Source organism: Mesorhizobium sp. M0701 (genome assembly GCF_040320365.1).
GTDB lineage: Bacteria > Pseudomonadota > Alphaproteobacteria > Rhizobiales > Rhizobiaceae > Mesorhizobium.
Genome location: NZ_JAMYPO010000032.1, coordinates 11,851 through 36,640 on the forward strand (window position 1 = coordinate 11,851; position 24,790 = coordinate 36,640).

Here is a 24,790-nt window from a genome sequence, read left to right on the forward strand (position 1 = left end):
CTATCGCGCACACTCGAAAATTGGAAGTCCAATTGGATTATATATCAACGACCTGTGCCAAATGTTGCGAACGATCCGCAAGGCGATATGGTGCCGCGTTGGAATCGGTTACCACGGGGTTCGCAATCGTCGGTTCAATGTGGAAGGGAGTGGTCTCGGTGACGGCAAACAACAGGCTGCTCGCGAACTTGGACCTGCCCGCAGGCGTTGCTCGAAGCAAGAGGTTTGTGGCAACGCGTCTTGTCGAGGGATTGAGTGCATCGGTTCTGGTCGCCGTGGCGTCGCTTGCCGCCATCGCTTCGGCGCAGGCCCAATCGAACAGCGGTTATGACCCTAGAAGCTGGACATACGATCGGGCGAGAAATGTACTGGTCTCCCCTAGCGCTTCCGGCCTGACGTCGGACGGAGAAATCGTGCCCGGGCGGTCAGTGATTCCCAGGCAGGTCGTGACATTCAACGAGGCTCAGCCGAAGGGGTCGATCGTGATCAACACCACGGAGCGGCGCCTCTATTACATCCTGGGGGGCGGCAAAGCGCTGCGATACGCGGTGGGGGTTGGCAAGGAGGGGCTGGAGTGGTCCGGTCGCGACACGATTTCGAAAAAGAAGGACTGGCCAGATTGGCGGCCACCGGCCGAAATGCGATCCAGAGAAGCATCAAAAGGCCGTATCTTGCCTGCGCACGTGGCCGGAGGCCCGAACAACCCTTTGGGCGCACGGGCATTGTATATCGGCAACACGCTCTATCGCGTCCACGGCACCAACCAGCCATGGACCGTCGGACAGGCCAACTCCTCCGGTTGCATTCGCATGACCAACGAAGATGTCATCGATCTTTACGACCGAGTGAAGATCGGTACCCAGATCATTGTACGGCATTGATGGTTCGACGCCCCCTCCCCGGAAAGCCGCAGATGAGCGATCGACCGTAATGATACCTTTCAACATCAAGCAGCTCGAAACCTTTCTCCTGGTGGCGACTCTCGGAAGCTTTCGAAAGGCGGCGGAACGCCTGAATACCACGCAGCCGGCGGTATCCACACGAATTGCCGGGTTGGAGGAAGCGCTGGGTGCCAAGCTGTTCGAGCGGCAGAGCAGCACAGTCAGGCTGACCGCCGAAGGACAACGGCTGCTACCACCTGCCCAACGGGTCCTGCGCGTAGCGGAGCGGCTGCAACTGATGGCCAGCTCTCTTTCAGAGACTTCAGAGACGACGAGGGTGCTGAGGCTTGGGGTTGCCGAAACGATCGTGCACACCTGGCTCCCGGATTTCCTCAAGGCACTGAAGGCAAACTATCCGCTTGTCGAGACGGATATCGTCGTCGATGCAACGACGACCCTTCGCAATGAACTCATGTCACACCGGCTCGATCTTGCGGTGCTGATGGGCCCTGTCCTGGAGTACAGCATCGAGAATATCGGGATGCCGTCCTTTCCGCTTGTTTGGGTCTGCTCGCCGCAATTGGAATTGCCCAATCGACGCAAGGTGACGCTGAACGACTTGATGCAGTTTCCGATCATCAGCTACGCGCGAACCACGCGCCCCTATAGCGAACTCTACCGCAAGCTCAGCGGTGAATTCGAAGAGACGCCGCGCATATTTCCGGCCAATTCGCTGGCCGCTTCCATCAAGATGACACTCAACGGAATCGGAATAGCTTCCCTGCCCGCGGGAGTCGTCCAAGACTATATCGCAAACGGTAAACTGCGCATCGTCGAATGCGAATGGCACCCGTCCGACTTGCAGTTTACCGCCTCCTATTCTTCCGAACCATCCAATCCGATAGCGGAGCGGGCGGCAAAGCTGGCCGCCTCCGTAGCAAACGCCTATGCCGCGAGAACCGGCAAGGCGCAGGAGCCAACGGACGACAGGCTTGGCCCCGCGGTTTCTCAGCCGGTCGAGGTGACCGGCAGATAGATACGGTCGCCTGAGAAGATCAGGTCCGGGCTCAGGATATGATCCATGTTGAGCACAACCGTGTCCGCCACATCCGCAGAATGGGTCTTGGCGATCAGGCGAATGCTGTCGCCGTCCTTGACCTCGACCCACTGATAGCCGTCTTTCTCCAGCGTTGGGTTCGTGCGGCCCTCAGGGTTGCTGCTGCCCTCGGCATGAGCCTCGACATAGTCGCCGGAAACCCAGCCGCTATGTATTTCGCCATCCGGTGCGAAACCTTCGACAGGTATCCAGGTCTCCCCTGACGCATCGGTCGATGGCTTCGCGGTCTGTTCGACGAATGTGCCGGGTTGCAGAACCGTTCCCACAGTCGAATCCCCGTCAGGTTGGGTCCGCAAATTCAGGCCGTCATCGGCGACCACGACAAGTTGCGGGAAATCCTCCCCCGGGATCTGCGGGCCACCTGGAACATCCGAAGGATCATCGGGTTGCTGGGACGAGGCATCGCCATCCGGTTTTTTCGGATCGGGTGGAGGGGGCGTCTTCGCGCCCTCCCAAGGCTCCGCGAGCAGGGCGTCCAGCGAGAAGAGAAGCATTCCAACGCCGAAGGTGATGCCCAGAGTCCACCGATCCCATGCAGCCCATCTCTTGTCGGACTTTTCCGCCGCCGCGATATCAGCATCGGTTCGCGGCACTGAACGGCGATTCATCCGGTCCGTCCTTATGGCCGACGCCCAGAATTCCGCGCAGCCGAAGGTGAACATGGTGCCGGCGACTGTGGCGATCGGCGCCGGCCAGGAGTGCACCGTGTAGACAGCGCAGCCAAGCACATAGCCGGGTCCAGCCAGATATTCGGCCAGGTTTCGGATCACCGGTCTGCCGGTGAACGACTGCAGCATCGACTTCGTGCCATAGACGATGTTGCCGAGCGTGAACGTGCTGTTGACGACAAGATCCTTACCCTGGATCATCCCGGTCGCGGCACCTGGTGCTGCGGCAATGAATGTGGCTCCGCCGAGCGCGTTGAGGAATCGCCCGAACGGCTTGTGACTTGCGGTTGCGTTGGGGAAGAGCGCCTGCGCGCCGAAAACCATGCCTCGCACGCCAGATGCCACCGATCCGGCGGTGGCGGTCCAGGTTGGCGGCAACGAACTCCACAACATGTAGGAGGTGGTCGACATGCCGCCAAAGGTGGCGAGCGCCTGAGCGTTTTCCCGCATCCTGGCATGGCTGAGGGCCAGATCGACGCTGGTGCCCTGATCCGGCGTCATCGCCTTTTTATGGGTCGCCCGATAGGTCGTTATCTGCAGCACGGAAAGCGCGTTTGTTTGCTCCGTCGACATCCAGGCAAACTGCTTGGGCGTGAACTTGCGCAACTGGCCGGGGCTTAGCTCGCCAAGCTGCTTCGGCGTCAGCGCCGCTATCTGTTGCTTCGTCAGCGCCTCGATCTGATGAATGGTCAGAGCGCCAAGCTGCTCCCGCATAAGCGCCGAGATGTGGTCCGGCGACAGCTTTGCCGTTGTCGCGGGATCGCGTGCTGCGACGAGATCAGGGTCCAACGCCGCGAACTGGGTCGCATCGAGATGGCCGAATTGGGCAGGTCTCATGGCGGCGACTTGTTCCGACGTAAGCGCATTGCGCTGCTCATCACTGAGCTTGGCGATCTGGTCGGGTGTCAGCTTGCGCACTTGCTCAATGGTCAAGGCAGCAAGCTGCTCGGGTGAAAAGGCAGCGACCTGATCCGGTCGCAAACCGCTGATACGGCCAGGGGCAACGGCCTGCAATCTGCTTGGCCTGATCGCCTGGAGCTGTTCGGCACTCAGCGCCCGCAACTGCTTCGGTCGAAGCGCCGCAAGTTGATCAAACGTCAGCTGCCCGATCTGCTCGGGGCTCAGTGCAGCAACCTGCTCGGGCGCCAGCTTGGCGATGTGCTCCGGCTTGATGGCGTGCAATTGCGTGCCGGTCAGTTCGGAAATCTGATCGGCTGAAAGCGCCCTGACCTCCGGCCCGGTCGGCGCCCGCACCGGTTCCGCATATCCTGGTTCCGCGGCGGAGCTCACCGGAAGCTCAAGGCTGACGATCTTTCCGCTGGCAGGGTCAAAACCCGCCCTGCCCCGGTCGGGCGCCGGCGGCCATGTAGCGGCTGTCGGCGTTTCGGCAGCAATATTCACCGCCTGCGGCGTTTCGCCAGTCACAGCCGGGGCTTCGTTGCTGACCACCTCGGCCACTGGGGGCGGCGGCGCTTCGGTCGGCGCTGGCGTATTGACATCCCAGAACTCGTCGGCCGGCCGCAAGATGACCTGCGGGCGTTTTTGTGTCGAGGTGCCGGGCGCGACGGCATCTTCATTGCGCGTGAACTCACCGACGAAATTCCCGTCCGGATCCATCGTCCGCCAGCCATAGACCTCGCTCCATGGTATGCTGCCGTCGATTGCGGTCTCGTCTACGCGGGCCATCCTGTCGCCGACGGGTCGGCCCATTGCCTCGAATTCAGTCGGGACGTGGAGGCGCGGTCTGCTCGGATTCAGCGTGTAGAGATAAGTGTAACCTTGCTGCCGCGCGGCTCGTGACTCTTCCGAAACGAAAGCCTTGGCTCCCGAGATCGACTGGCTCGTGGCGACGAAACGGCCATGGGTATTGCCCATGACATAGCTGCTCAGGGCGATGCCTTGCGGATTGTCCACCCAGATTCCTGTCGGGGGCGGTGGCGAGAAGCCTCCCGCGTCCCTAATCTCGGTTGGCGAGCGGGTATCGGCCCGGAACACAAACGGGCCGACATTGCCGCGCAAGGGTCTTGTAGGGTCGCCCGCGCCTTCGACAGGCTGATTGCCCTCATCGGGATGCCCAAGGCTCCCCGGCACATGGTCGTCGGAAGCACCACGTATCCATGGCAGAACATAGGGCTCTCCGGTTTCCGGATCCCGGAACAGGATATGCGATCTATGCACCAACTCCGGTTCGTCGCCATGCGCCCTGGACCCGTCGGCCGGCGGCACATAGATGTTCTCCACACTCTTCGGCAGCGGCCCGTAGCGGGTTGCCGTCACGGACTGCCCGTTCTCGTCCCTTATCTGGATAGGTCCGCTCCTACGGCTACCCACTTGCGAGGAGAGGAACGTCAGCACGCCATCGGCAACGTTCTGGCGCATGAAGCCGCCATCGACGATTGACGGGCCGAATTCCGTCCGGAATTGCTCTATCGCCGCGCGCTGGTCGGGTCTCGCCTTCTTTTCCAGTTGGCCGAGGAACTGCTCCAGGGAGGCCTTGCCACCCTTCGGAATGGCTGTCGCCGCGCCGTCACGCGAGGTTTCTAAGGCATGAGCAAGCCAGGCCGGGACCGTCAGCGTTTCATTCTGTCCATCGGCTCGATCGAAGGTCAGCGTCGCTGTTTCATCCTTGGCGATTGAAGGAGCGACCTTGGCAGCCTTGGACTTGTACTGGATTCTCACTTCAGCACTGAAAGCCACCGCCCCGGCAGGCAGAGGAGGTGTCGACAGTGAAAGCGTGTAGCGTGTCGCCGGCGTGCCGTGCGAACCGTACAGGTTCTGATAGATGTTGCCGGCGCTCGGCATATAACGGGGCTGCGGCGTCTCGTCGGGACTGAAGCGCGCCGGCAGCCATGACTGTACCGTCGATTTCACCTTATAGGCCGCGGAAGTTATCGTCCGGTCGGGATTGAAACCCAGCACACCGGGAAGCCTGTTGCGGTCGTTGAAGATGATGTCGACCAGCATCGCCTCGGGATTGACGACGCGTGCCTTCTCCCCGGTCAGCAAAACGATGTCTGCCGTGGGCGCCTTGCCCGGTACGGCCGAAAGCCGCAACCCGCTTAGCGTCGGTTCATCAACAAACGAAACTGTGTTCGACGGATCGATCTGACCAGATTTGACGAGGTCGCGGATCGACCGGATGCCATCACCCTGTCCGATCGCTGCGATGAGTTCGGACGCCTTCGCCGGATCCTCGACCGCGAACTGGATCTTCAGGCTTGTCGAGCCGAGAGCGGACTGGATCTGGTCGTAGGTCTGCTTCGACACGATGTCACCCGGCTGGAGCGTGTCCTTGACGGGCACTTCCGGGCGCTTCTCGAAGCCGACGCGTGGCATCTGGTCGACCGCCCCGACATGATTGGCCACGATCGGCAGCCGCAGTCCGACCTTTGTTTCGGTCATGACACGGTCGAACGGAAGCGCACCTTCCAGCTTGACGTGGCCAGCGCTGTTTTCCGCCGGCACGCCAAGGAAATCGTGCTGGCCGGGGGCGAGCGTGACCTCCTCGCCCTTGAGCGAAGGCTTATAGGTCATCTCGATCACGGTGCCTTCGCCGTCTGGCGTCATGCCGACGATGGCAGCATCCAGCGGCTTGGCGTTGTAGCCAGTCGCATCGCTGAATATCGCCTTGGTTGCCGCCGCCGAAAGATCGCTGCTGCGAACCGGGAAAGCCGTCTGATTGGACACCGGCCAGACACCGGCCTGAAGGCCGGTGATGTTCCTGTATTCCCGTGCCCGGTAGGATACGACGCCTTGAGTGCCGAGCGCATCCGTGAATGGTGTCAGGCTGCGCTGGCTGATGCTGTCGACGACCGACCACCCGATCATGCCGACATCGGTCTTTGTCCCAATACCGAAGCCCACGGCCGCGACCGTCGGCGAGCCGATGTCGAAGGCCTGGCCCGTATTCAAGCGCGTCCGGAATGTGACGCCGATGCGGAAGTCGGGCAGTATGTCGCGGAGCGGCGTGCGCGGTATCTGAACGCCATCCGGGCCGTAGCGCTCGGCCAACTCGCGGTTCGAATAATAGCTCTTTTCTGCCTCGTATCGCGCTACAAGCTGCTCGACGCTCAGCCCGTCAAGATAGGCTGAGGGAGTCTTGGCATCCTTGCCACTGGTGTAGATGTGCCCGCTTGTGTCGGGTTCCGGCATGCCGGTGAAGCTGCGCGTCTCCGGATCCCAGACGAGGCGCATCGTGTCGTCTTTTCCTGCCGGCTTGTTCGGCACAATGATGGGATCGCTATCAGCGGGAGGCGGTGAATTGCGCCCGGTCGATCCATGCGGATCGCGGCCCGGCAGCATCGTCGGACCGTCACCGCTGGCATCGCTGGTCTTGATCACTTCTCCCGGTATGACAGGATGGTTGGGATCCTGGAAGACCCGCTCCCCCGTCGGCCTGTAAACGCCGTCGGCGCCAATTTCATAGACATTCATCGGACGTCCGGAGGGGCCGGGTTCCAGCGCCGGAGGCGGCTGGCGTGGTCCTCTGCCGTCGGACCATGGCGGCGGCTGGTGCGGTCCGCCGCTGCCCGGTGGCTGGTTGGCGCCGGGACCATTGGCGCTTGCCTGCGTGCCCGTTCCAGGTCGCAGTGTCCGCAGACCGTGAATGCCGAGGCCCGTGCCGGCAATGCCGGTGCCAAGGCCCGTAAGCGCGTTGGCAAGCTGAAGACCGTTCATCTGGTCTCCGTTGACGGCGAGATCGTAGGCCGATGTCGCCAGCAAAGGTGCACCGACAATCACGGAGCCGACATCCGCTCCCCACGCCAGCTTGTTCAGGCCGGCGGTCGACTGCATGTAGGTTCGGGTTTCGAGCGCCAGGGGCGAGCTGGACCGTGTTGCGCCTATGCTGCCACGGAAGGCCTGCAGGGCCGTCATTTCCTTTCCCGCCAATCCGGCGGCCGTCATTTCCCTTCCTGCTAATCCAATGGTGCGCAGACCGCTGGAAGCCATCGGCAGAACCGTGGTTGCCACGCTGGCGACATTCATCAGCGACTCGGTATCGTCCCACTCGCCGCCATGTTCCAGATGGTTGACCTGATTTATGACCGCTCGGGTGCCGAGATAGGCAGCGCCCGTATAGGCCAAGGGTGCTGCAATCGGCGCGGCCGGCGTGAACGACAGAATGGTGGCTATACCCGTCCCGATGCCAACCAGCGGATCGACGACCTTGTCCCAAGCAGAAACATTGCGCGACTTGACGACTTCCAGTTCGATCCTGCCGTCATCGCCGGCCTTCATCTCCAGACCCTTGGGGACGACGAGCTTGCCATCTTCGCCGAACTGGTTGTTGTTGTCCTGGAAATCTCCGAGGTCGTCGAACTTTTTGCCGGTCACATCGACATAGCGAGTGTTGCCGTCTCCGTCACGCACAGCAAACAGCGCGACCTGCTGTGTCCCGACCTCATCGTCAACATAGAAAATCGGCACGCTGCGCACATAAGGATTGTCGCCGCCGATGTCGCGGATCTCTTCCGTCACATTCTCGATCGCCTCGCGACCTTCCTCGGTCGAACGATCTATGCCGAGCGTTCTGGCGACCGTCTCCTCAAGGACCGTGCCGCGCTGTTCACGGAACTCGTTGTCGTAGCCGCTGTCGAGCAGTTGCTGGAACTTCGGCTGATAGATGCCGTCAAGCGTCTGCTGCTCATGCTCGTCTAGATAGGTCTTATCCACCGTGCTGTTGCGGTCAACCAGCAACGAGGGATCGGTGGACCGAAGCTCATGATAGTCGCTGAAGCCTTGCACCAGCCCGCGCAGCTCCTCGGCCTGCGTTATCTGAAGCCTTGTCGCGTCCAGCTTGAGTTTGGCGACCGCTAGTTCGGGATCAACCCAGCGTCCACTGGCATCGTCATCTTTTGTATCCAGGTCGATCCAGACTGCCTTCCCGCTCTGGGTCAACGCATCGATCCCTATCTCGTTGTATGTCTGGGCAACCTCCGGCGCCACCTTGATTGTCTGTCCGCCGACGTTGATCTCGACAGGCTGCACGCCATTGGGCAGGGTGCCTTCAGGAGCATCGACTGTTCCTGGCCCGTGCTCCGTCAACGCATTGTTGAAGTTGGTCTGCAGCGTTGACAGCTCGGAGTTCAGGTCTTCAATGCTGTCGCCGAGCTGCCGATCCAGGACATCGTTGAGATTCTGCGCCGCCTGCGCCTCGCTGGCCCTCACCGCTTCCAGGCCATTTGCCGTGCACACCGGCCCGGTGGAACTGCTGCCGCCCAAAAGCTGCTGCCAGTCCTTGTTGAGTTGCCGATCGCGGTACTCATCCCTGATGTTCGTTTCGCTCAGATTGTAGGTGAGCTGCTGCTCGGTCGTGCCCTCTTCGAACTGGTTGACCACCCACAGCTGGCCGTCGCGGACCTCAAGTTTTTGCGATTGGAAGAGACCCAGATAATCGCCACTGACCCTTTGATGTTTCTTTCCCTGTTCGAACAGAAACTGGTGCTCGCTATTATATTCGGCGAGCAGTCTCTGCTCGAGGTCCGTCTGCTGCGCACCCACTTGCGTGGCATCGGCATGGGCGTTGAAGTAGCTTTGATAGGCTTCCGCCAATTCGAGCTGATTGCCTGCTGTCGTCTGCAGCGCCTTGAGGTCCTGATATTCCTTCGAGTCGGTCGGAATGCCGTCAAGCTCGGCTTGCCCCACCAGGAAGTCGATGGTGAGCTTGTCGCCCTTGCTCAGATGCAGGCCGACTTCGGAGAACAGCTGATCGACAGCCGCATGATCCGCGAGGCCTTGCGCGTACTGCGTTTGCCGATTGGGACCTGGCTGCCCTTGCGCGGATGCAACGTCTGCATTGAGATCAATCAGCGGGGCTAGTTCGCTCTGCTGGGTGATGGCGTCGGCGAGAATGCGCCCGGCAGTCTCATATTCGCCACGGGCATCCTGCGCGTTCTGCAGCAAGGTGTTGGCCTTGGTAAGCCGCTCCTGCGCATCGGCAAGCGTGCCTTCCGGTTTCTGCGGGGTCCATTGCAGACCATGGGGTGCCAACGCCTCGTTTATAACTGTCTGCGCCCCATCAACAGCATCCTTGTAGGCGGAGTCGAGCATATAGACGTTGAACTGTTCCTGCCGCTGACCGGCCAGAGCTCGCGTCTCTGTAATTTGGGACAGCGCGATGTTCTCAGCAATGATGGCCTGGGCCACCTCGGGATCGACCCAGGTCCAGACGCCATCGATCTTCATCGGCGTCCACTTTCCGCCGGAGGGTGCATTACCCTGCGGCGGATCGCCGAATGGATTGACAACCCTGTTCTCACCGTCCAGCTCGGGCGTGGCGACGGTACCTAGACCATATCTCTCGATCAGGTCCTGTTTGTTTTGTCCGGCTTCTTCTGCCGCGTCGATGAGACTGGGCAAGGCTTCACCCGCCAGCAGCCCTTCGACGAAGGTCTTTACGACCTCGCCCTCTTTTGCCTCCGTGGCATCACTGCTGTTGGGGTTCACCGCCAACAGCGTCCTGGCCAACGCCTCCTGCGTACTTCCTGCTTCGATCTTCAGGTCGGTCCCGGTGGTGTTGTTGTGCAGCGTCATGCTGCCATCAGGGCTCGTGGTCAGCGTATAACCGTTGAAGGTGACTTCCACGGTCGTGCGGGTACCGTTTTCGATGGTAACCTTTTCGCCCGGGTGAATGATGTCGGGGTCACGAGGGGAATTGAAGAGCTCGGGGTTCGTTCTCCTCAGATCGTCCAGCGACACGCCATATTGCTGCGCTATCAGGGTCAGGTTGTCGCCTGGCTTGACCTCGTACTCGACGGGCTCGCCGTCATTGATCTCCTCGGTAGTCGTTGTCGTCACCCGACCGTTCTTGTCGGTGACGATCGTGGTTTCAGTTCCGGCCTTCGGATCGACCATTGTGGTTGTGGTCTCGCCCGTTTCGGTGTTGCGAACACTGTTGCGCGTCCTGCCGTTCCCGTCCTCCGACACCGTCGTTTCCTTGCCGTCAGACGTCGTCACGACGGTGCGCTCATCATGCTGGTAGTCGTGATAGTAGACGGTCTTGTCGCCGGTGTGCGGATCGACGACTTCAACCGACTGCACGTCACCATTGTCGCTCGTCGGTTCGCGCGTCGTGACCTGATAGCCGGCGGCCTGCAGCTCGGCGATCACCTGCTCGTTGGTCAGACCCCTTTCCTGCGCGATTTGCTCGATGCTCTTGCCGTCCGCGAGATCATCCTTGATGCCCTGGGTGGGTGCCCCGCCCGGATCCTGAGATGCAGCGAGGACGGTCTTGCCACCATCTGGACCGTTGACGGTGGTGACCGGCAAGGCCGGCCCGTTCCCGGGTGTAACGGTTTCCACCGAAGCGCCGTTCGGCAAGGTGGTCCGCTCGGTGACGGTTCCGGTGCGCAGATCGTCTTCGTAACGCGTCGTGATGGCACCGGTGTCGGGATTATGGCTGCTGGTTTCCTTGCGCCCGAGCCCATCCCGGATCGGCGTAGTGGTTGCCGTGCCGTTGGGTTGCTCCACGCTCGTGTAGTAGCTGTCGTGCTGGTAGTCGTAATATTGCGTGATGGTGCGGCCGCTGGCATCCGTAATCTTCGTCGTCAGCACGTCGCCATTGCCGCTCGGGTCAGCGGTCGAAACGGTCATCCCGCCGGACCTGAGCGCGGCGATAACCTGTTCGCGCGTCACGCCCCGGGCAGATGCAATCTGGTCGATGCTTTTGCCGCCGGTAACGTCGCTGACAATGTTGCGCGCAGCCGTCGCTTCCGCGCCGTTGTCTTCGGGCGTGCTGCCATCCAGTTTCACCGGTGTCGCGGCCAGCGCGAGATCGGTCTGCGTGTAGAGAGCCGGCGTCACCGTCCTGCCATTGACGGATGTGCCGTTGCTGGCGTTGACGACGTTGACACTCGGCGCTGCCGAAGCCGCAACCGGCGGCGACTGAAGCGAATCCAGTTGCGTGCTCACATGGGCCAGTTCCTGGCGGGCCTGTGCCGCCCAATCACGCTCGCCCATCCTGTTGGCAAGCCTGATCTGCTCCCGCAGCTTGGCAGCCTGGGCCTCCAGCCGCGCTATCTGCGCGGCGTTTGCCTTGGCATTGACCTTTTGCGGCTGGACCGGCGGCTTGGTGGGCGTTATCGGGCGAACCATGAGGAAGATCTCCGGAAATTAACGTTGCCGGCAGCCTGGCTGCCGTCACGCCCGCCCGATCGCAACCTTTCGGATGTTATCGAGGGGGCTTCCAATAAATGCCGAAAGCAGCAAGCTGCTCTTCCGACTGTTTTACCCGTTCTGCGGCGTTCGTTTCAGACTGCGCTGCCGCCAGCGCCGCCAGAATCTCGACGGCGGCGAACGCCGGCGCCATGCTTCGGAAGAACGACTGCGAATTTGACGTAACGATAATTGTTTCCCGCGCGATCTGTGTCAGCGGCGACACGCTGCTGTCGGTGATCGCCACCACGCCGATGCCCTGCCGAGCCGACTGGCGCGCAACGTCGATCGTCGTGCGCTCGTAGGGCGATAGGCCCACCGCAAGAAGTACCGCGCCGCGTCCCGCGTGCTGGAGGGCATCCAGGCCCGGTCCGGCCATCTCGCCGACAAGCGTCACCTTGCAGTCGGTGCCAGCCAGCAAGGACATGATGTGAACGAAGTGGCTCGCGACCGGATAGGCGGCGCGCGAGCCGACAGCGAACAGATCGCGTGACCGGGCGAGCAGACCGGCTGCCGCGATGAACTGCATGGCGTTGCCGTATTCGCCAAGGCTTGAGATCTGGGCGGCGAGCGTGTCGGCAACGACGCCGGCAGTCGAATATCCCGGATCGCCATGCTGTCCGATACCCTGTCGCGCCGGCTCGCCCGCGATGGTCTCGCGCAGCGCGCGCGCATAAAGGCTGCGCATATCTTCGTAGCCTTCAAGGCCAATCCATCGCGCCAGCCGCATCATCGTGCTGTGCGAAACGCCGGCCTGGTGCGCCTGCTCGCGCATCGACATCAGTGCGACATCCTTGGGATGATCCAGCACGAAACGTGCGGCGACCCGCAACTGCGGTGGCATAGTCTCGAACCGTTCGACCAAAAGCTCGGCCAAAGGACCTTTTTCCATTCTGAAACCCCATTCACCCACCTGCCAAGGTACTCCTTGAACACAGGCGACGCAACAGTTGGAACCGAAGTGTCTCAAATATTCCAACTGGACTTTCATTTTCGGCCATGCTGCCTTAAGCTGCCTTCGCAACCCTCCGGACTGCAGCGATGTGAGTCCGGAGTTTGCAACTTGGATAGTCCCTCAAGGAGACAATGATGGCTGCTACCCCTCCCATTACCTCCGGCTCAGCAGGGTCGCCGGAACAGAACCTGGACAAGATGATCAAGCACCAGGAGCGCATGTTTGGCCTGGAGATCACGAAAGAGATCGCGAAATCCCAGCATGACATGCTGATGAGCACCGCCAGGACGCTCGGCCAGTCGGCTGAAAAGGCCTAAGGCGGCGGATTCCCGAACCATGCGCCGCCGCAAGCACCCGGCGGCGTACTTTGCACGGCGCAATTTTTTCAGCGCCGTCATCAGGCCGCATTTGAAATGGTCATCGGCGGGAGATGAAGTGGCATGACCGCTCGTCCTATCACCAAACATCTGGAACCAGCAGCGCCGGCGCGCCGACTCGGATCGATCATCGCCCCCTCTCCGGAAACCGGACATTCCATTGCGCTGAGCGTGACCCACGGATTTCACGCCGGCGCCGAAGTCAGTCTGGTCGAGCCACAATATACGATCGGCTCCAGCACTGAGTCGGACATTGTCCTGCGCGATGCCGGCATCGCACCGATTCACGCAAGGCTGCGGCGCAAGGGCAGCCAAGTTGAAATCGAAGCCGTCGGCGGCGATGTCACGTTGGCCACGGGCGAGACCATCCATGAGGGACATGGCAGCCGCTGCAGGCTGCCGCTCACCATAAGTGTTGGCGAGGCGCGCATCAAGCTGGTCAGCCTGCAACGCGTACCCAATCGATGGTCCTTTGCCAATCGCCCGCTGCTGGTCGCGAGCAGCGTTCTCTGTGCGGTTCTCGCAATTTCCGTTGCCGCGAACGGGTTTTCTTTCGCCAAGCAAGAGATTGGCGCAAAGGCGTCCTCTCAAGACGGGCAACCAGTCAGAGTGGCTTTCGTCGGCCAGGCAGGGGAAAAAATCCTGGACGATTCATCGCCAGCGCAAATCCACACTGCCGCCGAAGCGGAAAGCCAGCTCAAGCTGCGCCTCGAGCAATCCGGCATAAGCACATTAACGGTTCTGCAATCGGAGGGACGCCTCGTGGTCTCGGGTATGATCCCGAATGACAAGAGTGATGTCTGGGCACAAACGCAATCCTGGTTCGATCAGTCGTTCGGCGCTTACCTTCCCCTCATCTCAAACGTCATGGTTGGCAATGCGCAGCAGGCCCCGCGCCTGAGGCTGCAGGCGATCTGGTATGGCGAGCGGCCCTACGTCATCGCAGCCGATGGGGCGCGCTATCACGAAGGTGCATTCACCGATGACGGCTGGGCCGTCAAACACATCGGCGAAACCGAACTTTTCCTGACCAAGGGCGGCGCCACGGTCGCGCTGAAATATCCGTGAACCGGCGGCTTGAAGCGGCACGATTCGACACGGCACGGGTTGACACGGCGGGCCGCGAGGGGCGGCAGGCGGAAGGTGTGCGGGGCCAGGCCATCAGCCGGCGGCGGATGAATGGGGTCGACAAAGCAGCAAACCGTGCTCAGGGGACGAAATCAGCCGCCGGTGCAGAAAGGCCGGAAACGGCGGAATTCCAGGCTTCTCAAGGTGCGGCCGGCGAGTCGCTCGACGAGATACTCGCCAATTTCGTCATGCCCAATATTCCCGAACCAGCCATCCTGCGTCGCTCCGTGCCTATTCTCCAGCATCTTGTAACGCACCTGGTCCCAAGCCTGGAGGGCGGGGAGCAACTCAAGACGCTCGCCAGAACGCTGATGGAGGATGAAATCGAGCGTCATCGCGATCTGCTTGGTCGCATGCAGGAAGGATAGAACTCTGACCGAGCCGCGTGACACCGTGCATCTTTTGCATGTCCTAGGCTATCTCTACGGGTGTCACGGGCAGGCAAAGCGGGGCGCGGCCTACCTGCTTATTGCTGCACAGCTCTCGCCGGGAAATGCCGGCGTCCTCAGAACGTTGGCGCACCTTCTCATACTCGATGGCGAGGCGGAAAAGGCGCTTGCCACGATTGCCAGGCTGGAGACCTTGGAAGGAATGGATCACCCGGTGCTTACATTGCTGAAGAGCCGCGCCTTGCTCGTGGCGGGGCGCAAGACGGAGGCGCGCAGTGCCTTGCTTAACTTCCTGTCGCAACGAGGCGTCGGATGACCGTCTCGGAACGACTGATGCAATTTCTTGCCAGGCTGTCACGCCGCAGCGATCTGGTCATTGCCATCCTGATGCTCGTCGCGGTGGTGATGATGCTCATTCCATTGCCGACGTTTCTCGTCGACATTCTCATCACCGCAAACATCGCCATCAGCGTGCTTATCCTGCTGGCCTCGTTCTACGTTTCTCATCCACTCCAGTTTTCGTCACTGCCGTCGGTCATCCTCATCGCCACTTTGTTCCGGCTGGCGATCACGATCACGACCACGCGACTCATCCTGCTCCAGGCCGACGCAGGCGAGATCATTGCCGCCTTCGGCACCTTCGTCGTCGGTGGCAGCATTGCGGTGGGCCTCGTCATCTTCCTGATCATCACTGTTGCGCAGTTCATCGTTGTTGCGCGGGGTGCCGAACGCGTCGCCGAGGTGGCCGCGCGCTTCACGCTCGATGCGCTGCCGGGCAAGCAGATGAGCATCGATGCCGAGTTGCGCAACGGCGACATCGATCAGGCGGAGGCACGCCAACTGCGCCAGCAGCTAGAGCGCGAGAGCCAGCTGTTTGGCGCAATGGATGGCGCCATGAAATTCGTCAAGGGGGACGTGATCGCAGGCATTGTGATCATTCTGGTCAACCTGATCGGTGGTTTCGCAGTCGGTACGCTGCAGCACGATATGTCGATCGGCGACGCGGCTGCGACCTACACGCTGCTCACCGTGGGCGACGGCCTGGTGGCGCAGATACCTGCACTGCTCGTCGCTGTGGCCGCCGGCACAATGGTGACGCGCGTCGGCAGCGCGGACGGAACGGGCGATCTTGGCCGGCAAATAACCAGCCAGCTGCTGCGCGACTCCCGCGCGCTCGCGCTCGCCGCGGTGATCATGGTCGGCCTTGCCATGGTGCCAGGCTTCCCCTCCATCGCCTTCCTAGTCCTTGGTGCCTGCTGCGGAGCCGGCGCCTATGCAATCAATCGCCGCACCGCCCAGGAATCCGAGCCTCAAGACATCGGCCATATCGCCGCGCCTGCACAGCGGGGGAATTCCGCGTCGCTTTCGGCAATCTCCACCGCAACACTGTCTCCGTCCTACCGCGTCGTCGTGCGCTTCGGAACCGAGCTCGGACGCTTGGTCCCGGAGCTCGAATTTGCCGCGCTCGCCGACGGCGTGCGCCGCGACCTCTTCGGTGATCTCGGTGTCGACGTTCCGGCCATCGGTATGCAGGTCGACGAGATGCTTTCGCCACGAAGCGTCCGTGTCGATCTGGAAGGTGCGCCCATCTTGGATGCCGAAATTCGTGCCAACCGTGTTCTTGTCGAAGCGGACACGACGCATCTCGATCTGCTCGAAATACCCTACGAAAAAGGTTCTCCGATTGCCGGTCAGCGCAAATTCGTGTGGGCCAATGACAGCCACCTGTCGGCATTGAAGGAGGCCGGCTTCGTCTTCTCAACGCCGGTGCAAACAGCGGCCAAATGGACCGGCAATGCACTTCGTCTATATGCCGGCCATTTTGTCGGGATTCAGGAGACACGCAGGCTGCTCTCGGACATGGAACCGGACTATGCCGATCTGGTCAGGCAGGCGCAGGAGATCGTGCCGCTCCAGAAGATCGCGGAAGTGCTTCGCCGGCTCGTCGGCGAAAACGTGCCGATCCGCAATCTGCGCCTTATCCTCGAGGCCCTGATCGAATGGGGCCAACGCGAACAGGACGTCGTCTTGCTGACGGAATATGTCCGCACATCCTTGAAGCGTCAGATCAGCTTCCGCTGCGCCGGCCGCAACAACATCATCGCCGCCTATGTGCTGCAGCGGTCGGCCGAGGATATCCTGCGAAACGCAGTGCAAAGCACATCGACCGGCACCTTCCTGAACCTTTCGGACGATGATGCGCAGGCTTTGATCACCGAAATCGAGCGAGCCCTGTCGCAGAACACCGCCGACGTCTCGCCGGTCGTCCTCGCCGCGATGGATGTGCGCCGTCACATGCGCAGCCTGCTCACACACAATGGCATCGAGCTTCCGGTCCTATCCTTCCAGGAACTCGCACACGAGTTCAATGTCCAGCCGCTGGCCACGATCGCCGGCCGCTCCGGCAAAGCCGGCGCGCGCGTCGTCTCCCATTCGCTCCCGTCGGCTCAGGCGAATGCCGCGCAGGAGGCGCCCTCCTGACGCCAGCCGGACGGACGACATTGGGGATTCAGGAGAGAAATGGCATGACCATCCACAACACCGCGGCAGGCGTAGGATCAGCCGCTTTCGCCCGGCGGGCAGATTTAGGCCGGCTCGCTATCGCGACGATTGGCGTCCTGCTGGCGTTGTTGCTCACACTGGCCGATGCGACGGCACAGAACATATCAGCGTTGCCGAGCAAACCAACGGTCGGCTTGCCGGTCGGGCAAGGACGCTTATTGCGGTTCAATGAACCGGTCGAATCCGTGCTGATTGCCGACACCACGATCGCGGACCTTCAGGTCGTGTCGCCGAGCATGGTCTATGTGTTCGGCCTCAAACCCGGCCTGACCAACCTCATTGCGATCACGGCCGATGAACGGATCGAGGCAACGGCCCAGTTCCGCGTCACCCCCGATGTCACGCCTGCTACCGAGGCCAAGCAAGCAATGCAGCCGAGCTCGGCGACAAATCTCCACATTTTCGGGACCCGTATCGTTGCAACAGGCGAGGCGCGAGGCGTCGATGAGGCAACGGATCTGGACAATGTCGCCCGGACCTTCTCGCCACCGGAACAGCCGCCGCTGAACAACATGACCGTGCAGGGCTCACAGCAAGTCAACATTCGGGTTCGCTTCGCCGAGGTCTCGCGCACGGAACTGCAGTCCTACGGCGTCGACTGGTCCGTCGGCTACAGGAGCGGCGGCTTCGAATTCAACATGTTCCAGGACAACGGTGTGCCCTCGGGCAACGGGAATTTCGGTTTGAACATGGACCAGGCGCATGGCCTGAACTTCGACATTCTGATCGAAGCCCTGCAACGCAACGGCATCGTCAAGATACTGGCCGAACCGAACCTGACGGCCATGACCGGTCAGACGGCAAGCTTTCTCGCCGGTGGCGAAATTCCGGTTCCGATCCCGCAAGGAACCGACGTCGTCACCGTCCAATACAAGCCCTTCGGCGTGTCCCTCGGCTTCACCCCGACGCTGATCGGCCGCAATCGCATCGCGCTCCATGTCCAGCCGGAAGTCAGTTCTCTATCTGAGACCGGATCCGTAAGCGCCAACGGTTTCGCCATGCCGAGTTTCGTCGTGCGCAAGGCCGACACCACGGTCGAAGTGGCGAGCGGTCAGACATTTGCGATCGCCGGCCTTTTCCAGCAGCGGACTTCGCGCAATCTGGAAAAGTTTCCGGTGCTGGGCGATGTACCGGTGCTTGGCCCGCTTTTTCAATCACAGCGTTTCCAGCACGAAGAGACCGAACTGGTCATTTTGATTACGCCCTATCTGGTGGAACCGGTGCGCGACAGCCTCGCCACGCCGCTTGATCGTCCGGCAGCCAAGCACCGCAGCCGCAAGCACGCCAATGACGCATCGGCGACGGGTCTGATCATCAAGTAACGAGGACCGGATATGACATCCCCCATCGCATTTTTCTGCGTTGTTCCAGCGCTGGTTCTGGCCGGCTGCGCGAGTAGCCCGCAACAGCGGCAGGATTATTCGCCTGGCTACAACTATGTTTCGACGGATGCAGGCGGCTCCGAGAAAGGTGTCGGCGGCTCAGTTCTTGCTCCCGATGCCTGTCTGGCCGAGCCAGCCGACGACGACAACTCTGCTGCCAAGACGAATCTGACGATCGTCTCCGGCGTCGGCTCCCATCTGCCGCCCGGTTGCGCCAATGCCTTCAATCTTCAGCGGATGTCCGAAAGCCAGCGTGACCTCGTAGAAGGCCGCCGCATGGGCCCGGCGGCGGCGGCACCGACCGCGCGCGCGGCCCGTCGCTACCTCGATGGCGAGGAGGCTCCGATAGGCGGCGCCAACAGCGCGCCGTCGGTGCCGCAAACAACGCTCCCAGTCGAGTGAGCCGGCGCGGTATTCGCCCGCGTAGTGTCACCCTACGCGTCGCGCTTGGCGGAAGATCGCTTCAGGCCCTCCGGCCCGATTCGCTAGCCGAGGATGGAGCCGAGCGCCTTCGCTTTGGCCTGAGTGCTGCCCTTCAGCCGAATGGTTCTTGCGCGGGCAAGCAGGGTGGCCACCTCCTTGGTCGTCAGCCCGATTGGCGGCGAGGCCTTGACCTGGTCGGCCTGGCCAAGAAGCCCGTACACCACCACAATGTTGCGCTTGTGGTGCAATTGCGCATTGGGAGCGGCGGCAATTTTCTGCACCAGCGGCAGCGCCGCAGCGGAATTGTCTTCGAGGGCTGCCGCCAATGCCATGTTGGTCTCGACGTCAAGATCGCCCGGCGCAAGTCTCAACGCCTGGGCGAAAGTCTCCTGCGCCTGCCCTGTCTGCCCGGCGAAAGTCTGCGCAACGCCCAATCGGTTGTAGGCGCCACTGGTGTTGACCAGCGGCGCTGCCTGCGCAAGCGCGCGCATGCCTGCATCGATATCGCCTACCTCCATCATCGCCGAGCCAAGCCCAAGCATTGCTCCCCCGTCATTGGGAGCTTTGGCCAGCGCGGCCCGATAAGCTTTGGCGGCATCGGCAGGATAGCCTGCCCGCATGTAAGCGTCGCCTGTCTTGACGAACGCGCTCGCCTTGGCGCCCGGCATTGCTGCGGCGCGCTGGTAGAGCGCGATGGCGGTATCACTTTCTCCGCGCGCATCAATATCGTCGGCAAGCTTGATCAGGCGCTCGGATTGAGACGATGGGCCCTGCGCCTTGGCCTGCACGGAGCCGGTTTGGGTCGTCTGGCAACCGCTCAGCGCCAGCGCGACGACGACTGGCATGAATACGACACGCAACCGCAAATCCACCTCTCCGTATTCAAGCCTGTCCCACCTTACACAGGGCATCGGCCGACTGGAACCACGATAGTGCGGTAAGATTGCAACATGGCCGAAGAAGCTGAGGAAAAGAAATTACCGGCGTCCGACAAGAAGCTTCGTGACGCCCGCCGCAAGGGCCAGGTTTCGCAAAGCCGCGACCTGGTATCCGGCTTCACTCTTTTCGCAGCGCTTGGCTATCTCTATTTTTGCTGGCCGCTGCTCTTCAAATATCTTTCGGAACTCGTGCAGACTGTGACGGTGCCCGGCGGCTCTTTCGAGGAGGTCAGCCTGCGTGCCATCCACCACTTGTTCTCATTGCTGATGCTTGCCACATTGCCGCTAGTCGGCATCGTTGTGGTTCTCACCGTAGCCTTCGGCATGCTGGCCACGTTCGGGCCGGTCTTCTCGTTCGAGCCGCTCAAGCCGCAGTTCGATCGCATAAACCCGGCGAAGGGCCTTCAGAAGATCCTGTCGCTCCGCAATGTCATCGAGTTCGCCAAGGGCCTCGTCAAGGTGGTGTTCCTGGCAAGCCTTTTCGTATTCATCCTGATCGCCTGGCTACAGCCTCTCTTCGATGCGCCAGGCTGTGGTCAGACATGCCTGGAGCCGACCATCAAGGCGGTGATGACACCTCTCGGGACTGCCGCCGCCCTGGCCTTTATCGTCATCGGCTTGATCGATGTTCCTATTCAGCGCTGGCTGTTCCTACGGGACATGCGCATGACAACAACCGAATACAAGCGCGAACACAAAGATCTCGAAGGCGATCCATTGATCCGCCGTGAACAGCAGCGACAGCGGCGCGAAGCAGTGATGCAGCCTGCGAAGCTAGGTGTGAAAAACGCGGTCATCGTCTTGGTGTCAGGCGACCGCGCCGTGGCCTTGCGCTACGTCAAGGGCGAAACGCCTGTGCCGACAATTGTCGGCAAGGGTCAGGGCCGTGCGGCCGAAGATATGATGGCTCAGGCGCGCGAGGCAGGTATCCCCATAGTCGAGGATGCCGTTACCGCCCAAGCGATCTTCGAAAATGCGAACATCGGGTCTTATATCGGCCAGCAGATGTTTTCCCCGGTCGTTCGCCACCTCGTCCGGCACGGGCTCACTTGAGCCAAAATCCTGCGATTGTCGTTCTATGCCAGTTTAGCCCTGTCGGCTGGTGGAAGCGAAGCGGAAGTCCGCTGGTCGCGCATCCGTCAGTGTCAAGGCGGCACGGCGGAAGACCGACCAGGGCGATTCAATGAGGGCGTTTCGGAGGACCTGTCATGCCGCCCGATCCGCAGCTTGCGTTCATTCGCGTTGAATAACAATGCGTCCTCAGCCCCGGCTGGCCAGCAGCCTTGTCAGCCAATCCGGATCCATTTCCGGCACGGAGGATAAAAGCCGTTCGGTATAGGGGGCATGCGGCGGCGTGAGAATTTCGCTCTTTAATCCCTGCTCAACGACTTTCCCCTGGTGCATGACCACAATCTCGTCGGCGATCGCCCGCACGGTGGCAATGTCATGGGTGATGAAAATGTAGCTCATGCCGAGCTCGCGCTGAAGCCGCATTAACAGCTTGAGGATTTCCTCCTGCACAATCTGGTCGAGCGCAGACGTGATTTCGTCGCAGATGATCAGTTCCGGATCGGCGGCCAACGCTCGGGCGATGCAAACGCGCTGCTTCTGGCCCCCCGACAGTTCGGCCGGCACACGATCCAAGTAAGTTTCGCTCATCTCGACCATGTGCATGAGTTCGCCGATCCGCCGATCCCGCTGCGCTCCCTTGAGGCCAAGATAGAATTCAAGCGGCCGAGCTATGACTTCTTCGACCGTCTGGCGCGGATTTAGCGCGTTGTCGGGCATTTGATAAATCATCTGTATGCGACGCAGAATCTCTTTTGGGCGGGTCTCCAGGGTCTTGGAAAGGGCCTGGCCGGCAAAGGAAATCGACCCCGAAAGCCGCGGCAACAGGCCGGTAACGACGCGAGCGAGCGTCGATTTCCCGGAACCGGATTCGCCGACCACAGCCACTGTTCGTCCACGTGGAACTTTGATGGAGACATCCTGGAGCACCTTGACCCTCCGCGCGTAAGCCGCGGTGACGTTGTCTATCGTAAGCAGATATTCATCGGCCGGAACTTCGGGCTTGGCGAGCTTGCGCACGGCCCAGAGCGTTTTGGTATATTCCTGGCTGGGCGAGGCGAGCATCTGGCGTGTTTCAGCCTCCTCCACGGTAAGTCCATCGCGCAAAACCATGATGCGGTCCGCCATTTGCGCCACCACCGCCAGATCATGCGTCACATAAATTGCAGCCGTGTTGAATTCCTCCACGACATTGCGAATGGAGGCGAGAACTTCGACCTGCGTCGTCACATCGAGCGCCGTCGTTGGCTCGTCGAAGACGATGAGGTCCGGACGACAGGCCATCGCCATCGCGGTCATTGCCCGTTGCAACTGTCCGCCGGAAACCTGATGAGGATAGCGAAAGCCGATGGTCTCCGGGTCTGGAAGCTGAAGACGCCGATAAAGATCGACGGCACTCCGGTTCGCTTTCTCTCGGCTGGCAATCCCATGCGCCACCACAGTTTCGACAGTCTGGTCGAGGAGCCGGTGGGCCGGATTGAAAGAGGCCGCGGCGCTTTGTGCGACATAGGCGATACGGGAGCCTCTGAGGCGACGCCGCCCTGTTTCGCTGAGTGCCAGAAGATCGAGCCCGTCGAACAGGATCGAGCCCTGTGTGATACGGCAGCCCGGCTTGGCGTAACCCATCGCGGCGAGGCCAATGGTGGATTTGCCGGCGCCTGACTCGCCGATCAGGCCAAGAACCTCCCCCCGCTTCAGCGCCAGATCGACCCCGCGGACAATGGGATGCCATCGCTCGTCCGAGAAGCCCTCCACATGGAGATTGCGGATCTGAAGTAGATCCTTACCTTTTTCGCGCGAGGCCGGACCGCTACCTTTCATCCCGCAACCCGCTTGTTGCGTGCAGAAACCAGTCGACGACGAAATTCACGGATACCGTGAGGAGGGCAATCGCGCCGGCCGGCAGCAGCGGCGTGACATCGCCGTAGGTGATCAGGGTTGCATTCTCGCGCACCATCGATCCCCAATCGGCGGTCGGCGGCTGAATGCCGACGCCCAGGAAGGACAGTGCCGCGATCGTGAGGAATACGAAGCAAAATCGCAAGCCGAACTCCGCGACCAGCGGCGGCATGACATTGGGAAGGATTTCCTTGGCGATGATCCATTTCGGGCCTTCGCCGCGCAATCGCGCCACCTCGACATATTCCATCACTGCTACGTTAAGCCCGACGGCGCGTGCGAGCCGAAAGACGCGGGTGGAATCGAGCAGCGCAATGATGATTATCAGGCTGGTGATCGACGACCCGAAGATCGAAAGCAGCACCAGGGCGAAGATCAGGCTTGGGATCGACATCAACACGTCCACCGCACGCGACAGTATCTGGTCGAGCCATCCCCTGTACAATGCGGCAAGAAGGCCGAGCGAGACGCCGACGGCGAAGGACAGCAGTGTGGTCGCGACGGCGATACCGATGGTGTTGCGCGCACCGTAAATCAAGCGTGTGAGCATATCGCGGCCGAGCTGGTCGGTTCCCAGTTTGAACTGCTGGCTCCACGGTGCGAAGGCTTCGCTGAAGACCTGCGTTTCGCCGTATGGGGCGATCCAGTGCGCGAACACCGCAACGATGACATAGCCGATGATGACGAGGATGCCGAACCAGGCACTGAAGGGTGCCTTCTTCAGCGCCGTTTTGGCCCGGGTGGCGCGCGAGCGCCTCAGCCTGTGAACCTGAGCGATGGGTTCGTAGCTGGTCATCGTGGATGCAAGAGCCTTGGATTGGTGGCGATCGAAATGATGTCGGCAGTCAGATTGAGCAGGATGTAGGTCGCCGCGAAAATCAGGGCGCAGGCCTGGACAACCGGAACATCCCTGGATTTGACCGCATCAACCATCAGCTGACCGATGCCGGGATAGACGAACACCACTTCGACAACGACCACTCCGACGACCAGATAAGCAAGATTGAACGCCACCACCGTGACGATCGGAGCCCATGCGTTGGGCAAGGCATGCCTGAGTACGATGGCCATGGGCGACATTCCCTTCAGCCGCGCCATGTCGATATAGGGGCTTGCCAGCATGTTGATGATCGCCGCTCGTGTCATGCGCATCATGTGGGCGACGATGACGAGCGTAAGCGTGGTTGCCGGCAAAGCTACTCTCCAGACGTGATTCCAGAATGGCGTCTGGTCGTTCACGTTGGACAAGGTCGGGAACTTGGGAACTGCGTTGAGTATCCAGTTCAGTGACACTGCGAGCCAGTGCGGCAGGGATTGTGCGAACTCGGATCCGATGAACGTGTCGCGCGAGATGACCAGGTAGGCAAGCATATAGGCGACGAAAAACTCCGGGAACGAAATGGTTGTCAGCGTCACTGCGTTCACCAGCCGGTCGAACCAGCCATTGCGGTAGAGCGCAGCGAGGATGCCAAGTCCCAGGGCCAGCGGAACTGCGATCAGCGCGGTCATCGACGCGAGGAACATCGTATTGTAGAGGCGCGGCGCGATGATCTCGGCCACGGTGCGCCGATACCCGGTGCGGCTCGCGAACGAAGAGCCGAAATCCCCGTGGAGCATCTGCCCGACCCAGACGAAGTAGCGCTCGACAGGCGGACGGTCGATGCCAATTTCTCGCTGGAAGGCGGCGACCGTTTCGGGTGTCGCGGATTGCCCGAGCGTCGCCTTGGCGAAGTCGCCCGGCAGCATTGCGATCGCCGAGAAGATAATGATGGACACGATGAACAGCGTGACCAGGCCGAGGCCAAGGCGCTGCAGAACCGTTCTTGCGACGGGGTTCATGGGTACGCATT

General features: G+C 61.2%; 16 protein-coding genes. 10 read left to right on the plus strand and 6 right to left on the minus strand.

The genetic code is table 11. The annotated features are described in order from the left end of the window. Positions 1-158 precede the first annotated feature (158 nt). Together NKI24_RS25105 and NKI24_RS25110 are read left to right on the plus strand one after the other, a co-directional pair. A complete protein-coding gene (locus NKI24_RS25105; RefSeq protein WP_352749229.1) occupies positions 159-881 on the plus strand; it encodes a L,D-transpeptidase in 723 nt (240 codons plus the stop codon). After that, positions 868-1,917 (plus strand): LysR family transcriptional regulator, encoded by a 1,050-nt coding sequence (locus tag NKI24_RS25110; protein WP_352749232.1) that lies wholly within the window; start codon positions 868-870, stop codon positions 1,915-1,917. The genes NKI24_RS25105 and NKI24_RS25110 overlap by 14 nt, the downstream gene beginning before the upstream one ends. Here NKI24_RS25110 and NKI24_RS25115 read toward each other — a convergent pair. Further along, the gene (locus NKI24_RS25115; protein WP_352749235.1) at positions 1,890-11,759 is read right to left on the minus strand and encodes a LysM peptidoglycan-binding domain-containing protein; all 9,870 of its coding nucleotides are present in this window, start codon (positions 11,757-11,759) and stop codon (positions 1,890-1,892) included. The two genes, NKI24_RS25110 and NKI24_RS25115, sit on opposite strands and share 28 nt — an antisense overlap. 76 nt (positions 11,760-11,835) lie before the next feature. Next, entirely contained in the window at positions 11,836-12,711 is an 876-nt protein-coding gene (locus NKI24_RS25120) for a MurR/RpiR family transcriptional regulator (protein WP_352449139.1), read from the minus strand. 197 nt (positions 12,712-12,908) lie between these two features. Here NKI24_RS25120 and NKI24_RS25125 point away from each other — a divergent pair, with 197 nt between their 5' ends. The 7 genes from NKI24_RS25125 (at position 12,909) to NKI24_RS25155 (ending at position 19,014) form a co-directional block, all read left to right on the plus strand. Beyond that, complete coding sequence (locus tag NKI24_RS25125) at positions 12,909-13,091, plus strand: hypothetical protein (protein WP_126092905.1); 183 nt, start codon at positions 12,909-12,911, stop codon at positions 13,089-13,091. 123 nt (positions 13,092-13,214) lie between these two features. Then, positions 13,215-14,219: a SctD/MshK family protein gene (locus tag NKI24_RS25130; protein ID WP_352749238.1), complete on the plus strand. Its 1,005-nt coding sequence runs from the start codon at positions 13,215-13,217 to the stop codon at positions 14,217-14,219. Beyond that, positions 14,216-14,647 (plus strand): hypothetical protein, encoded by a 432-nt coding sequence (locus tag NKI24_RS25135; protein WP_352449141.1) that lies wholly within the window; start codon positions 14,216-14,218, stop codon positions 14,645-14,647. The genes NKI24_RS25130 and NKI24_RS25135 overlap by 4 nt, the downstream gene beginning before the upstream one ends. 25 nt (positions 14,648-14,672) lie before the next feature. After that, complete coding sequence (locus NKI24_RS25140; protein WP_352449142.1) at positions 14,673-14,984, plus strand: tetratricopeptide repeat protein; 312 nt, start codon at positions 14,673-14,675, stop codon at positions 14,982-14,984. Positions 14,985-15,001: 17 nt separating this feature from the next. Further along, on the plus strand, positions 15,002-17,149 hold the full coding sequence (sctV, locus tag NKI24_RS25145) for a type III secretion system export apparatus subunit SctV (RefSeq protein WP_352749242.1): 2,148 nt from the start codon (positions 15,002-15,004) through the stop codon (positions 17,147-17,149). A 44-nt stretch (positions 17,150-17,193) separates the two neighbouring features. Continuing rightward, entirely contained in the window at positions 17,194-18,552 is a 1,359-nt protein-coding gene (locus NKI24_RS25150) for a type II and III secretion system protein family protein (RefSeq protein ID WP_352454230.1), read from the plus strand. A gap of 12 nt (positions 18,553-18,564) precedes the next feature. Then, on the plus strand, positions 18,565-19,014 hold the full coding sequence (locus tag NKI24_RS25155) for a hypothetical protein (RefSeq protein WP_352449145.1): 450 nt from the start codon (positions 18,565-18,567) through the stop codon (positions 19,012-19,014). 83 nt (positions 19,015-19,097) lie between these two features. Here the strand turns inward: NKI24_RS25155 and NKI24_RS25160 are convergent, their stop codons facing one another. After that, positions 19,098-19,895 (minus strand): tetratricopeptide repeat protein, encoded by a 798-nt coding sequence (locus NKI24_RS25160; RefSeq protein WP_352449146.1) that lies wholly within the window; start codon positions 19,893-19,895, stop codon positions 19,098-19,100. A 90-nt stretch (positions 19,896-19,985) separates the two neighbouring features. Between NKI24_RS25160 and NKI24_RS25165 the strand changes: the two genes are divergently transcribed. After that, positions 19,986-21,026, plus strand: a complete 1,041-nt coding sequence (locus NKI24_RS25165; protein ID WP_352749247.1) for an EscU/YscU/HrcU family type III secretion system export apparatus switch protein — start codon at positions 19,986-19,988, stop codon at positions 21,024-21,026. A 207-nt stretch (positions 21,027-21,233) separates the two neighbouring features. On the opposite strand, the gene NKI24_RS25170 is transcribed toward NKI24_RS25165, so the two are convergent. From NKI24_RS25170 to NKI24_RS25180, 3 genes are read right to left on the minus strand one after another with little or no spacing between them, the layout of a single operon-like run. Further along, positions 21,234-22,862, minus strand: a complete 1,629-nt coding sequence (locus NKI24_RS25170; protein ID WP_352449148.1) for an ABC transporter ATP-binding protein — start codon at positions 22,860-22,862, stop codon at positions 21,234-21,236. Then, complete coding sequence (locus NKI24_RS25175; protein WP_352449149.1) at positions 22,852-23,736, minus strand: ABC transporter permease; 885 nt, start codon at positions 23,734-23,736, stop codon at positions 22,852-22,854. Before NKI24_RS25175 ends, NKI24_RS25170 begins: the two co-directional genes overlap by 11 nt. Beyond that, on the minus strand, positions 23,733-24,779 hold the full coding sequence (locus tag NKI24_RS25180; protein ID WP_352449150.1) for an ABC transporter permease: 1,047 nt from the start codon (positions 24,777-24,779) through the stop codon (positions 23,733-23,735). The genes NKI24_RS25175 and NKI24_RS25180 overlap by 4 nt, the downstream gene beginning before the upstream one ends. Positions 24,780-24,790: the final 11 nt, after the last annotated feature.